The 13,219-nt window shown below is 62.8% G+C and carries 10 protein-coding genes; 2 read left to right on the top strand and 8 right to left on the bottom strand.

Annotation, left to right across the window (positions count from 1 at the left end; all coding sequences use genetic code 11):
* Positions 1-115 precede the first annotated feature (115 nt).
* Both V6767_RS21355 and ychF read right to left on the bottom strand, forming a co-directional pair.
* Positions 116-604, bottom strand: a complete 489-nt coding sequence (locus tag V6767_RS21355) for a glutathione peroxidase (protein WP_448475292.1) — start codon at positions 602-604, stop codon at positions 116-118.
* Positions 605-690: 86 nt separating this feature from the next.
* Entirely contained in the window at positions 691-1,794 is a 1,104-nt protein-coding gene (gene ychF / locus V6767_RS21360) for a redox-regulated ATPase YchF (protein WP_448475293.1), read from the bottom strand.
* Between the two features lie 216 nt (positions 1,795-2,010).
* On the opposite strand from ychF, the gene clpS reads away from it, so the two are divergent.
* Positions 2,011-2,322 (top strand): ATP-dependent Clp protease adapter ClpS, encoded by a 312-nt coding sequence (clpS, locus tag V6767_RS21365; protein ID WP_448427338.1) that lies wholly within the window; start codon positions 2,011-2,013, stop codon positions 2,320-2,322.
* Between the two features lie 6 nt (positions 2,323-2,328).
* Here the strand turns inward: clpS and pth are convergent, their stop codons facing one another.
* From pth to topA, 5 genes are all read right to left on the bottom strand, one after another.
* On the bottom strand, positions 2,329-3,045 hold the full coding sequence (gene pth / locus V6767_RS21370; RefSeq protein ID WP_448475294.1) for an aminoacyl-tRNA hydrolase: 717 nt from the start codon (positions 3,043-3,045) through the stop codon (positions 2,329-2,331).
* 54 nt (positions 3,046-3,099) lie between these two features.
* Positions 3,100-5,337, bottom strand: coding sequence for a putative bifunctional diguanylate cyclase/phosphodiesterase (locus V6767_RS21375; RefSeq protein WP_448475295.1), 2,238 nt, complete (start codon positions 5,335-5,337; stop codon positions 3,100-3,102).
* A 260-nt stretch (positions 5,338-5,597) separates the two neighbouring features.
* Positions 5,598-6,257 (bottom strand): 50S ribosomal protein L25/general stress protein Ctc, encoded by a 660-nt coding sequence (locus V6767_RS21380; protein WP_448475296.1) that lies wholly within the window; start codon positions 6,255-6,257, stop codon positions 5,598-5,600.
* 162 nt (positions 6,258-6,419) lie between these two features.
* Complete coding sequence (gene rnr / locus V6767_RS21385; protein ID WP_448475297.1) at positions 6,420-8,711, bottom strand: ribonuclease R; 2,292 nt, start codon at positions 8,709-8,711, stop codon at positions 6,420-6,422.
* Positions 8,708-11,350 carry a type I DNA topoisomerase gene (topA, locus tag V6767_RS21390; RefSeq protein ID WP_448475298.1) on the bottom strand — a complete coding sequence of 881 codons (2,643 nt, stop codon included), beginning with the start codon at positions 11,348-11,350 and terminating at the stop codon, positions 8,708-8,710. Before topA ends, rnr begins: the two co-directional genes overlap by 4 nt.
* A 504-nt stretch (positions 11,351-11,854) precedes the next feature.
* On the opposite strand from topA, the gene V6767_RS21395 reads away from it, so the two are divergent.
* Positions 11,855-12,019 (top strand): hypothetical protein, encoded by a 165-nt coding sequence (locus V6767_RS21395; RefSeq protein WP_448475299.1) that lies wholly within the window; start codon positions 11,855-11,857, stop codon positions 12,017-12,019.
* Between the two features lie 66 nt (positions 12,020-12,085).
* Here V6767_RS21395 and dprA read toward each other — a convergent pair whose 3' ends face one another.
* Positions 12,086-13,210 carry a DNA-processing protein DprA gene (dprA, locus tag V6767_RS21400; protein WP_448475300.1) on the bottom strand — a complete coding sequence of 375 codons (1,125 nt, stop codon included), beginning with the start codon at positions 13,208-13,210 and terminating at the stop codon, positions 12,086-12,088.
* Positions 13,211-13,219: the final 9 nt, after the last annotated feature.

A 13,219-nucleotide genomic window follows, 5' to 3' on the forward strand; every position in this document is an offset into this window, starting at 1 on the left:
AATCGCACCAAAACGGAATCCCATACGATTCATTCATCACGCCTGATGCTCTAGATCCTCGGGTCAAGCCCGAGGATGACGTCGATGGAAGGCGATCGGTCGGCCATTAGAGTGCTCAGCCCGCCTTCGCCAGCGCGTCGTTGATATCGTCCTGGAGGTCCTCAGGCTTTTCGGTCGGGGCATAGCGCTTGATCGGCTCGCCATCGCGGCCGATCAGGAATTTGGTGAAATTCCATTTGATAATGCCGGAGCCGAGGAGGCCCGGCCGCTCCTTCTTCAGATATTTGAACAGCGGATGGGCATCGTCGCCGTTGACATCGACCTTGGCGAACATCGGGAAGTCGATGTCGAACCGGGTCTTGCAGAATTCGGCGATCTCATCTTCCGCGCCCGGCTCCTGCCCGCCGAACTGGTTGCACGGAAAACCGAGCACGGCGAAGGCCTGCTCCCGGTATTTCCTGTGCAACATCTCCAGCCCCTCGTATTGGGGCGTGAAACCGCATTTGCTGGCGGTGTTGACGATCAGCAGCACATGGCCCCTGAAATCGGCGAGGCTCACGTCCTCGCCGGTAATGCTCTTGGCGGTAAAATCATAAACGCTCATGCCTGTCCCCGGATGCTCACTGGATGACAGCAATGTGGCGCAGGGGAGGGGTGACTTCAAGCGGGCCTGCGAGGCCTGTTGGCGCTTTACGTATTGAACCGAAAGTGGATCACGTCGCCATCCTGGACGACATATTCCCTGCCTTCATCGCGCGCCTTGCCCGCTTCCTTGGCGCCGGTTTCGCCGTTGAAGGCGATGTAGTCGTCATAGGCGATGGTGTGGGCGCGGATGAAGCCGCGTTCGAAATCGGTGTGGATCACGCCGGCCGCCGCAGGCGCCTTGGTGCCGCGGCGGATGGTCCAGGCGCGGGTTTCCTTGGGGCCGACGGTAAAATAGGTGATCAGGTCGAGCAGCTTGTAGCCGGCGCGGATCAGCCGGTCGAGGCCGGGTTCCTCGAGGCCCATTTCCGAGAGGAACATTTCGGCTTCCTCCGCATCGAGCTGGGCCACCTCGGCCTCGATCGCCGCCGAGATGATCACGGTTTCCGCAGCCTGGCCGGCAGCCATTTCGGCAACGGCCTTGGTGTGCTCATTGCCGTTCGCGGCATCGCCTTCTGCGACATTGCAGACGTAGAGCACGGGCTTGGAGGTCAAGAGGTTAAGCGCTTTCAGGATCTTCAGCTCTTCCGGATCGAGGGTCGCATTCAGCCCGCGCACCGGCTTGCCGTCCTGCAAAAGCTTCAGCGAGGCCTCCATCACCGGAAGCACGGCCAGCGCCTCCTTGTCCTTGCCGGTGGCGCGCTTGCGGGTCTGATCGGCGCGCCGTTCGAGGCTTTCGAGGTCGGCGAGCATCAGTTCGGTCTCGATGGTCTCGGCATCGGCGACCGGGTTGATCCTGCCTTCGACATGGGTGATGTCGTCATCCTCGAAGCAGCGCAGCACGTGGACCACGGCGTCGACCTCGCGGATATTGGCGAGGAACTGGTTGCCGAGGCCTTCGCCCTTGGAGGCGCCGCGCACGAGGCCGGCGATGTCGACGAAAGAGATGCGGGTCGGGATGATTTCCTTCGAGCCGGCGATCTTCGCCAGCGCCGCCATGCGCTCATCGGGGACGGCGACTTCGCCGGTATTGGGCTCGATCGTGCAGAACGGATAATTGGCGGCCTGCGCCGCGGCGGTCTTCGTCAGCGCGTTGAAAAGGGTCGATTTGCCGACATTGGGCAGGCCGACAATTCCGCATTTGAAACCCATGGAAATATCCTGTTTCGTGAATTCGCTTCTGGCCTGTGGCTATGGGCGATCTAGGCAGCCAAGGTCAAGGCTCGATCGACGAAACCGGGCTTTTCTCGCCCCGGCCCTTGCGAAAATGCCGCTGAAAGCGCAAAATGGGCACATCGTCGGGCGCCGTAATGACTGGCTGGCGCCGACACACAATCCTCATCAGACACGAAATCAGAGAGCAAGCGCGTGAGCGATACGGGCGCCGATACCAAACGCAAGACCAAAACCGTCCCGAAGGTTGAAAAACCGCGGCTCTACAAGGTCATTCTCGTCAATGACGACTACACGCCGCGCGAATTCGTGCTGGTGGTGCTGAAGGCGGTGTTCCGCATGAGCGAGGATCAGGGCTACAAGGTCATGATCACCGCCCACCAGAAGGGCAGTTGCGTCGTCGCCGTCTACACCCGCGACATCGCCGAGACCAAGGCGAAGGAGGCGATCGATCTGGCCAAGGAGATCGGCTTTCCGCTGATGTTCAAAACGGAGCCGGAGGAGTAGGGCGGTTCAGTCCTTCTTCGGGCCGAACATTTTTTTCAGCATATCGGCCATCGGGCCGCGTTCGGGCACGGTCTGCTGGCCGCGCTGGCGGGCCTTGTGGATGTGGGACTGGCCCTTGCGGGCTGGCGCGGCCTTCGGTTCCGGCTTTGCGGGCGCAGCACTCCCCGAAAGGGCGAGCTTGTTCATCAGCGTTGAATCCTCGCCGCGCACCAGAAGGTCGGCATTGTCGGCGAGTGCTGAAAGCAGCGGTTCCAGCCATTCGGAATCCGCCTTGGCGAAATCGCCCAGCACATGGCCGTGGACGCGCTCCTTGCTGCCGGGGTGGCCAATGCCAAGCCGCAGACGGCGGTAGTCATTGCCGCAATGCGCGTCGATCGACTTGATGCCGTTATGGCCGCCGGAGCCGCCGCCGGTCTTGATCCGGGCCTTGCCCGGCATCAGATCCAGCTCGTCATAGATCACGATCAGATCGGCCGGCGTCAGTTTGTAGAAGCGCATGGCCTCGCCCACGCTTTCGCCGGAGAGGTTCATGAAGGTCTGGGGCTTGATGATCAGCACCTTCTCGCCGGCAAGGCTGCCCTCGGCGATCAGCCCCTTGAATTTCTTCGACCATGGCGAGAAGCCGTTCTTTTCCGCGATCGCGTCGGCGGCCATGAAGCCGATATTGTGGCGATTGCCTTCATATTGGCCGCCCGGATTGCCGAGGCCCGCGATGATAAGCATGGAACTGTCCTGTCGTGAAAACCGGTTCTCAACAACCGGTTTTCGTGGCCGGTGTCAACCGTCGGAAAGCCGGGCGATGGTATCGGAAAGCGAGAGCGGCCGGGAATAGAGGTATCCCTGGCCATACTGGGCGCCGATGGCGTGAACCTGCCGCGCCTGTTCCGCGTTCTCGACGCCTTCGGCCACCATCTGGCAACCCATATTGAGCGAGATGGCGGCGATCCCCTCGATCAGGCGGCGGGATCGGTTGGCCACCGCGGTGTCGGGATCGGTGAGGTTTCGGGTAAACGACTGGTCGATCTTGATCACGTCCACCTGCAGGCGCGAGAGATAGGAGAGCGACGAATAGCCGGTGCCGAAATCGTCAAGCGCCAACCGACAGCCCATCAGGCGCAGCTTCTGCAGGCTCGCGCGGATCCGTTCGCTGTCTTCCAGAAACACCGCCTCGGTGATCTCGACCGTCAAACGCGCCGGATCGATGCCGAAGGCGTCGAGTTTGTCGGCCATGAAATCGATCATGTCGGGGGTGAGTTGCACCGGCGACAGGTTGACGGCGAGGTAAAGCGCGTCATTGCGCAACTCTCTGCCGATCTGCCGGAAACCCGCAAGCGTTTTTGCAAAGAACTGGCGTCCGGCCGGAACGATCTGCTCCGTTTCCTCGGCGATCGCGATGAATTCGCCGGGCATGATCACGCCTTTTTCGGGGTGGTTGATCCTGATCAGCGCCTCGAAACCGATCGTCGCCCCACCGGCGAAGCTGACGATGGGCTGGAAGTGCGGCTCGAACAGGTTCTCCTCGATGCCCCTTTGCAGATGCGCCTCGGTTTCCGCGCGCCTTCTGGTGTTGGCGAACATCTCCGGCTCGAACCACAGCGTTCCATGGCGGCCGGCATTTTTCTGAACCGAGACCGCGATCGTGGCAAGCCGCAGCAGATCCGTGCCATCGGTGGCGTGGTCCGGCGCGCAGGCAATGCCGATGCTGACATTGGTCGTGATCGAAGCCGTCTTCACGATGAAGGGCAGATAGATTGCATCCTGGATGGCGCTGGCGAGCGCCTCGGCCCGCGCCTTCGCATCGGGACCGGCGAGCACGAAAGCGAACTCATCGCCCCCAAGGCGCGCGGCGGCGGTCATTTCATCCAGCGCCGGGGTCAGCCGCTTGATAAAACCGCGCAAGACCTCTTCTCCGGTGCGGAAGCCGTGGTGGTCGACAATGGTCTTGAAGCGGTCGAAATCGACAAGAACACAGATCACGTTTCGGTCAGGGTTTGCCAGAAGGCGATCCAGAGCCCGCTCGAACCCCATCCTGTTCAAGAGCCCGGTCAGGGGATCGGTGAGAAGCGGCGCGTGCGCTTCCGCGCTGCCCGATATCTCGGGAAGCTCCCGGATGACGGCGAGTATGAAGTTATCGCCATCGGGCGTGGAGACGGGAACGGCGGAAAACCAGATATCGATGCTGCTGCCATCGGCGCGCAGATATTTCAGCGTGCCCGCCTGCGACAGTCCCGAAGATCGCATCCGCTCCAGCCGGTCGGCGATCATGCGGCGGTCGGGATCAGCGATGAACTCGGTCATGTGGACGTTCACGACCTTCTCGCGGCGGTATCCGCCCGCTGTCAGCCAGCCATGGCTGGCGTCTACGATCTGACCGGTGACCGAAATCAGAACGACCATCTCGCTGTCGCTTTCGAACAACTCGCCGAAAGCGGCGGTAGCCGGCAGCGACTTCTGTTCCGACAAGGCGAAACTGCGCGAGAACCTGTTCAGCTTCGCCCGCCGCCGTCGCCGCCGTATGCGGTCTTCGAGCAATTCGCGTTTGAAGGCGCTGTCCGCCAGGGCCGGCGGCGCCCGCCAGACCAGCAGGGCCAGCGCCACCGCCGCGAACAGGCAGATGCCGCGCAGGATCCAGGTGCTCCAGAATGTGGGGTCGGCAAAATAGAAAGCCAGTTGTCCCGCCCCGCCCGCCTGGCGCGTCAGGTCGACCGGCTGGGCGTAGGCGAGCAGGCTCCGCTCCTGACGCCGCGTCAGGTTTTCATCTCTGACGATCAGTTCAAGCAGGCCGGTCCGGCTGGTGATTTCCAGCTTTCTGATGACGGATGTATTCACCAGCGCGGTGGCGATCTCGCCAATGGAGCGGCTGTCGGCGGCGTTGATCGCCGGCGCTACGGAGTTTGCCAGGTCTGCAATGTAATCCCTGGCCTCAACCCGCCGCTTCTCCGCGACCCAAAGCCCGAGAAGCGCGGTCAACATCATCGTGGAGGCAAGCGCTATCCCGCATGAAAGCGCTATCACGTTCGTTCTGCTCAACTGACGGCGTAACACCGAGCGCGCTCCTGCCTGACGCATTGATTGCTGATCCCAAGGGGGAAATGTGCCGATATCCAAAGGCCTCGAACGCGTTTTCCCGGCGGGAACAAGGCGCAGTCGACAGACTTAAAACCCTGATATTAAACGCTTCGGCAAGATGATTGGCAAGCGTATTTTAGTCAGCGCTTACAATAAAAGACCGCGAGCTTGCGCCCGCGGTCCCTGTCTGCCTGTCTTTGACGGGATCAATTCTCGTCGGAATTATCGTCGTCGGACTGGGCGGTCGCTTCGACTTCATCCGCCTCGACCGTATCTTCTTCTTCGTCGGACTTGAGGCCAGCGGGCGCTGCAATCGTGGCAATCGTGAAGTCGCGATCGGTGATGACCGGCGTCACGTTCTTCGGCAGGTCGACCGACGAAATGTGGATGCTGTCGCCGAGCTGGGCCGAACCGAGATCGACCGTGATGCTGTCGGGGATCGCGTTTGCCGGGCAGTGGAACTCGACTTCGTGACGGACGATATTGAGAACGCCGCCCTTCTTGATGCCGGGGCAGGTTTCATCGTTGATGAAGTGAACCGGAACGGCGACGGTCACGATGCTCTTTTCCGAAATGCGCAGGAAATCGACATGCATGACGAAATCGCGGACGGGATCGAGCTGATAGTCCTTCGGCAGGACCATGTACTTGTCCTTGCCGACTTCGACGTTGAACGTGGTCGTCATGAAACCACCGCCGAAGATGAGCTTCGTGATCTCGTTGCGCGAGATCGAGATGGAAACCGGGGGCTGTTTGTCGCCGTAGATCACGGCGGGGACCATGCCATTGCGACGCAGTTCGCGGGCGGACCCCTTACCAACCCGTTCGCGCGCTTCGGCTGTGAGCACAGAAGTGGTGCGGCTCATAGCAATTCCTTTCGGTTGTGTGCGGAGCGTTTTGCGGCGATATCTGAAAGCCGCAAAGCGGAGCGCCGTTGCCGGCCCTCATTCGCGCTGCCTCCAAGGGTGTCTGCGCGAACGCAGTGCCTATATCCGACACGGTTGCAAAAGGCAAGCGTCGTGCCGGTTCTATCGCCGTCCGCGCGGTCTGCCGCCGCGCATCGGACGACCGCGCTTGGACTTGTGGAAGGAGCGGGTCGCAGCCGGCAGTTTCTTGCCTGCGCTCAGCATGTCGAAACGCAGCGCGCCGGCAAGCGGGATTGCCTCGACGAGCTGGACCTCGACATCGTCGCCGAGCTGGTAGCCGAGTCCGGACTTTTCGCCGACCAGCGCCTGGCGCACCTCGTCATGGACGAAATAGTCGCTGCCAAGCGTGGAGACCGGGATGAAGCCGTCGGCACCATAGTCTGGCAGCGCGATGAACAGGCCGGAACGGGTGACGCCGGCCACGCGGCCATCGAAGCTCTCGCCAATGCGGCCCGCCAGGTGATGGGCGATCAGCCGGTCGACGGTCTCGCGTTCGGCGGCCATGGCGCGGCGCTCGAACGTCGAGATCTCGGCGGCGATATCGTCGAGCTGGGCCTCTTCCTCGGCCGTCAACCCGCCTTCGCCGAGATGCAGCGAGGCGACCAGCGCGCGATGGACGATCAGGTCGGCATAACGGCGGATCGGCGAGGTGAAATGGGCGTATTTCATCAGGTTCAGGCCGAAATGACCGATGTTTTCCGGCGAGTAGACCGCCTGGCTCTGCGAGCGCAACACCATCTGGTTGACGATGTCCTTGTGCGGGCTGTCCTCGGCCTTCGACAGGATGCCGTTGAACGAATTGGCGCGCAGATTGCCGCCCTTGGCCAGCGGAATGGAAAGCGTCGCCAGAAATTCGCGCAGCGTCTCCTGCTTGGCGAGCGAGGGCGCGTCATGGGTGCGGTAGATCAGCGCCTGGCGCTTCTGCTCCAGCGTCTCGGCGGCGGCGACATTCGCCTGGATCATCATCTCCTCGATCAGCTTGTGCGCATCGAGGCGGGGCGGCACCACGACCCTGTCGACCGTGCCGTCATCCTTCAGCAGAATGCGGCGTTCCGGCATGTCGAGCTCCAGCGGCTGGCGGCGGTCGCGGCCGATCGTCATGGTCTTGTAGGCGGCCCAGAGCGGCTTCAGCACGGGTTCCAGAAGCGGGCCGGTCTTGTCGTCGGTGGTGCCGTCGATCGCGGCCTGAGCCTGCTGGTAGGAGAGTTTGGCCGCACTCTTCATCATGATGCGGTGGAAGGTGTGGGAAGCCTTCCGGCCTTCCTTGGAAAACACCATCCTGACGGCAAGCGCCGGTCGGTCCTCGCCCTCTCGCAGCGAGCAGAGATCGTTGGATATCCGCTCGGGCAGCATCGGCACGACGCGATCCGGGAAATAGACCGAGTTGCCGCGCTTCAGCGCCTCGCGGTCGAGCGCGGATTTCGGGCGGACGTAGTATGAGACATCGGCAATCGCGACGGTGACGATCACGCCGCCCTCGTTTTCCGGCCGTGTGTCGGGCTCGGCATAGACGGCGTCATCATGATCCTTGGCGTCGGCCGGGTCGATGGTGACAAGCGGCACATCGCGCCAGTCCTCGCGATGCGACATGGTGGTGGGCTTCGCCGCATCGGCCGCGTCGAGCACCTCTTTCGGGAAGATGTGCGGGATGCCATGGGCATGGATCGCGATCATCGACACCGCCTTTTCCGAGGCGAGCGAACCGACCACGGATAGCACGGAACCGCGCGCAAGACCAAAACGGCCGGAGCGCTGGACATCGACTTCCACGAGATCGCCATCCTTCGCGCCGGCAAGGTCGGCAATCTCGACTTCGTCGTCGCGCCGGTCGATCGGCATCAGCCGCGCCGAGCCGTCATCGAGCATGCGGACCACGCCCAGAGCGGCGGTGCGGCGCTTGTCGATGACCTTGATGACACGGGCCGTATAGGCCGGGCCGGTTTCGGATTTCGACGGGAAGATCTTGGCGAGCACACGGTCGCCGATGCCGGCGGAGGCCGGCTTGCGCTTGCCGTTCTTGCCGCCGCCCTGCTGGCGGATCAGCACGGCGGGGGCAGCGCCTTCCTCGACCGGCCATTCGGCCGGACGGCCGATCAGCTCGCCGTCCTTGTCGCGGGTGGTGATGTCGAGCACGGTGACGGGCGGTAGGGCGCCCGGCCGCATCAGGCTCTTGCGCTTCTTCTGCAGGAGGCCCTCGTCCTCAAGCTCGCGCAGCATCGCCTTCAGCACGACGCGGTCATCGCCCTTGATCCCGAACGCCTTGGCGATCTCGCGCTTGGAGGCGCGGTCGGGGTTGTCGGCGATGAACTTCAACAGAACATCGCGTGGCGGGACTTCGCCGTGAATGATTTCATCCGGCTTGCGGGACCGGGAGGCGGTTGGTTTTGCGCTCAACTGTCGCTCTTTTCAGCCTCGGCCGTCTTCTTCTTCGAACTGGCCGTTTTCTTTGTCGCCGTCTTGGATTTCGCGGTCGTCTTTTTCGCCGCGGTCTTCTTGGCGGGCTTCTTTATACCTGCTTTTTCCGCGCGCGCTGCCAGAAGCGGGATCGCCTCTTCCATGGTGATCGCTTGTGGGTCCTTGCCCTTGGGGATGGTCGCGTTGATCTTGCCCCATTTGACATAAGGCCCGTAGCGCCCGTCATTGACGGTGACTTCGCCGCCATCGGGATGGTCGCCCAGCGATTTCAGCGCCGCCGGGGCCGAACGCCTGCGTCCGCCATTGGCGCGCTTGTCGGCAATTGCCGAAACGGCGCGGTTGACGCCGACCTCGAACACCTCGTCGATGCTTTCGAGATTGGCATAGGTGCCGTCATGCAGCACGAAAGGTCCGTAACGGCCAAGCCCGGCGGTGATCATCTTGCCGTCTTCGGGATGCGGTCCGACATCGCGCGGCAGCGCAAGCAGCCGGAGCGCCTTTTCCAGGTCGATATCCTCCGGCTTCCAGCCCTTGGGCAGCGAGGAGCGCTTTGCCTCCTTGCCATCGCCGCGCTGGACATAGGGGCCGAACCGGCCGGAGCGCAGGGTGACGATCTCACCCGTTTCCGGATCGGCACCGAGCTCGTTGGGCTCGTTCGGATTGATACCGCCATTGGCGGCCTCGGCATCGCCGGAAAGCTGGCGGGTGAAGTTGCACTCCGGATAATTCGAGCAGCCGACGAATGCGCCATATTTGCCGAGCTTCAGCGAAAGCTTGCCGGTGCCGCAGGCCTGGCACTGGCGCGGATCGCCGCCATCCTCGCGCTTGGGGAAGACCAGCGGGGCGAGCGCCTCGTTCAGCGCATCGAGCACATTGGTGACGCGCAGTTCCTTGGTGCCTTCGACCTGGGCATAGAAATCCTTCCAGAAATCGCGCAGCACCTGCTTCCATTCGAGCGAGCCGTCGGAAATCTTGTCGAGCTTTTCCTCAAGCTCGGCCGTGAAATCATATTCGACATAGCGGTTGAAAAAGTTTTCGAGGAAAGCCGTCACCAGCCGGCCCTTGGGCTCGGGCGTCAGCTTGCGGCCCTCGATCGTGACATATTCGCGGTCGCGCAGGGTGGCCAGCGTCGAGGCATAGGTCGAAGGGCGGCCGATGCCGAGCTCTTCCAGCTTCTTGATCAGCGAGGCTTCCGAATAGCGCGGCGGCGGTTCGGTGAAATGCTGGGTGGCGCGGATCTTGTCCTTGTCGACGTTTTCGCCCTGATTGATCTCGGGCAGACGGCCGTCGTCCTCATCCTCGTCGGACGGCGTCTTTTCCTCGCGATTGTCGGCATAGGCGGCCAGGAAGCCGTCGAATTTCACGACGGTGCCGACGGCGCGCAAGCCCGCGCTCTCGCCGCCCTTGGCGGCGGTAATCTCGGCGGTGGTGCGTTCCATTTCGGCCGATGCCATCTGGCTCGCGATCCCGCGCTTCCAGATCAGGTCGTAGAGCCGGAACTGGTCGGAATCGAGGTATTTTTTCACCGATTGCGGCGTGCGGGTGAAGTCGGTGGGCCGGATCGCCTCATGGGCCTCCTGCGCATTCTTCGCCTTGACCGAATAATGCCGTGCGCTTTCCGGCAAATAGCGGGCGCCGAACTGGTCGCCGATCGCATCGCGCGCCGCCGTCACGGCTTCCGGGGCCATGGAGACGCCGTCGGTACGCATATAGGTGATGAGACCCGCCGTCTCGCCGCCGACCGCGATGCCTTCGTAAAGCCGCTGCGCCACCTGCATGGTGCGCGAGGCGGAAAAGCCGAGGCGGGACGAGGCGGCCTGCTGCAGGGTGGAGGTTGTGAAGGGCGGGCCGGGGTTACGGCGGACGGGCTTTGCCTCGACGCTCGCCACCGAATAGGTCGCACCCTCGAGCAGGTCGCGGATGCGGAAGGCCTGCTCCTGGTTCTTCACCGAATTCTTCTGGACGCGCTTGCCGTCGGCCTGCACCAGCCGGGCCTCGAAGGCATCGCCGCGCACGGTCTTCAGGTCGGCGACGATGTTCCAGTATTCTTCGGGAACGAAACGTTCGATCTCGTTCTCACGGTCGCAGACGAGCCGCAGCGCCACGGATTGCACGCGGCCGGCAGACCGTGCGCCCGGGAGCTTGCGCCAGAGAACCGGCGACAGGTTGAAGCCGACCAGATAATCGAGCGCGCGCCGGGCGAGATAGGCGTTCACCAGCGCTTCGTCGATATCGCGCGGGTGGGCCATTGCGTCGAGCACGGCCTTCTTGGTGATGGCGTTGAAGACGACGCGCTTGACGGGCTTGTCCTTCAGCAGCTTCTTCTTGTTCAGGAGGTCGAGAACGTGCCAGGAAATGGCTTCGCCTTCCCTGTCCGGGTCTGTTGCGAGGATCAGGCCGTCGGCATCCTTGACAGCGTCGGCGATATCCTTGACGCGCTTGGTCGATGCGGTATCGACCTTCCACGACATCGCGAAATCATCGTCGGGCAGGACCGATCCATCCTTGGCGGGCAGGTCGCGGACATGGCCAAAAGAGGCGAGAACCTTGTAGTCCTTGCCGAGATATTTGTTGATCGTCTTGGCCTTTGCGGGCGACTCTACAACAACAACGTCCATGTAATCCGTTTCCTGGGTCTGCATCGAAACTTTGTTCGACGCCCGCATCTTCGCGGCAAATTATCGCTCGCGCGCTCGGCCGTGCCCGCCGGCTTGGCGGCCGTAAGGCGCATCCAGGCAGATGGCGGATATGACGGGGCGTCCCGCGTGTTGGAGAACGCTACCGAGGCGTTCGCCTGATGGCAACCGTCGTCTCCGCTTCTACCAATTTCGCCGGGAGATCAAGCAGAATAGACATTTTTGGGCTGTTTCAAGCTGCATTTACTGTTCCGGCCGGTCGCCCACGAGATGGACAGAGATGGCGGCCGGGTCAAGCCCTCGAAGCTATTTTTGCATGTCTACACGCTAATACAACCTAAAGAGAATACTAATTGTAATTGCAATCCTGACCTTTGGCGGTATTGTTTGGGCGGATGAGTAAAGTGCGGTTCGGATTCGATCCGTAGCCGAAAAATAGGTGTTTGTATGTCGTCCTTTCCAGCCGAACGCGAAGGTTCTCAAAAATTGACCGAGGAGGAAGTAATTTATATCCGGCAGATATTGGGCCAGTTGCGTCGGCTTTCAAACAAGGATGGTGCGGAGATGCTCTGCTACCTGATCGACATGGCCTATATCGAGGCCGGGGATTTGCAGACGCAGGTGCTCGCCTCGTCGGTCGGGAAGGGTTGAACCCGGCTTTGACCGGCAACGACCCTATCGGTCTGTTAGCGCTATCATGCATGAAAGCGGCCTGTCTCAGATCAGCGAAACCCGCCCGCCCGGGTGTCGCGCAAGCCTGCCGGCGAGATCCAGCTCCAGCAGGATCAGCTGCACGGCGGCGGGGTTCACGCCGGTGAAGCGTATCAGGTCGTCGATCTCGCACGGGCTCGGGCCAAGCGCTTCGGCGACGCGGGCGCGGTCGTCATCATCGGGGGCGGCGGGCGGCAGATCTTCCGTCTCCTCCTCGTCGGCCCCGCCCCGGATCGGCAGTTCCATCTGGGATAGCGGCGCCAGGGCTTCCAGCACGTCCTCCGGGTTGCACACGATCATCGCGCTCTGCTTGATCAGCCCGTTGGTGCCCTGCGCGCGCGGATCGAGCGGGGAACCGGGCACCGCCAGCACCAGCCGGCCGCATTCATTGGCAAGCCGCGCGGTAATCAGCGAGCCGGAGCGGTTTGCCGCCTCGATCACCACGACGGCGAGCGAGCAGCCGGCGATCAGCCGGTTGCGGCGGGGAAAATCGCGGGCGCGCGGCTCCCAGCCATAGGGCATCTCGCTGATGGCGACGCCGCCATCCTCGCAGATGGCGCGATAGAGCTCGATGTTTTCGGGCGGGTAGGGGCGGTCGAGGCCACCGGCAAGCGCGGCCAGCGTTCCGTGAGCAAGGCTCGCGCGGTGGGCGGCGGCGTCGATCCCGCGCGCAAGGCCAGACACCACGGTGTAGCCGGCCCCGGCCGCCGCACTGGCGATCATGGCGGTGAATTTCGCGCCGGCGACCGAGGCGTTGCGCGCGCCGACAATGCCCAGCGCGGGCCGGGTCGCGACATCGCCGCTGCCGGACATCGCCAGAAGCGGCGGCGCGCCGTCGATCGCGCGCAGCGCCGGCGGATAGTCCGGCTCGCCGATCGCGACGAACCGGCCCTTGTGGCGGGCGGCGGTTTCCAGCTCGGCTTCGGCCTCGGCAACGCTTGCCACCCGAAACCGCTTCTGCGCGCCGCCGCGTACGGCAAGCTCCGGCAAACGCTCAAGCGCTGCCTCGGCGCTGCCATAGTGATTGATGAGTTCGCGAAAGGTAACGGGGCCGACATTGTCGCTGCGGATCAGGCGAAGCCAGGCGATGCGCTGGCTTTCCGACAGGGCGATGCCGGGGCGGCTTGTCAAAGGGGCATT

The sequence above is a fragment of the Martelella sp. FLE1502 genome, assembly GCF_053484255.1.

Coding starts and splice junctions, on each gene's coding strand:
- V6767_RS21355 (WP_448475292.1), bottom strand. CDS start 604: ATGAGCGTTTATGATTTTACCGCCAAGAGCATTACCGGCGAGGACGTG.
- ychF (WP_448475293.1), bottom strand. CDS start 1,794: ATGGGTTTCAAATGCGGAATTGTCGGCCTGCCCAATGTCGGCAAATCG.
- pth (WP_448475294.1), bottom strand. CDS start 3,045: ATGCTTATCATCGCGGGCCTCGGCAATCCGGGCGGCCAATATGAAGGC.
- V6767_RS21380 (WP_448475296.1), bottom strand. CDS start 6,257: ATGAGCCGCACCACTTCTGTGCTCACAGCCGAAGCGCGCGAACGGGTT.
- topA (WP_448475298.1), bottom strand. CDS start 11,350: ATGGACGTTGTTGTTGTAGAGTCGCCCGCAAAGGCCAAGACGATCAAC.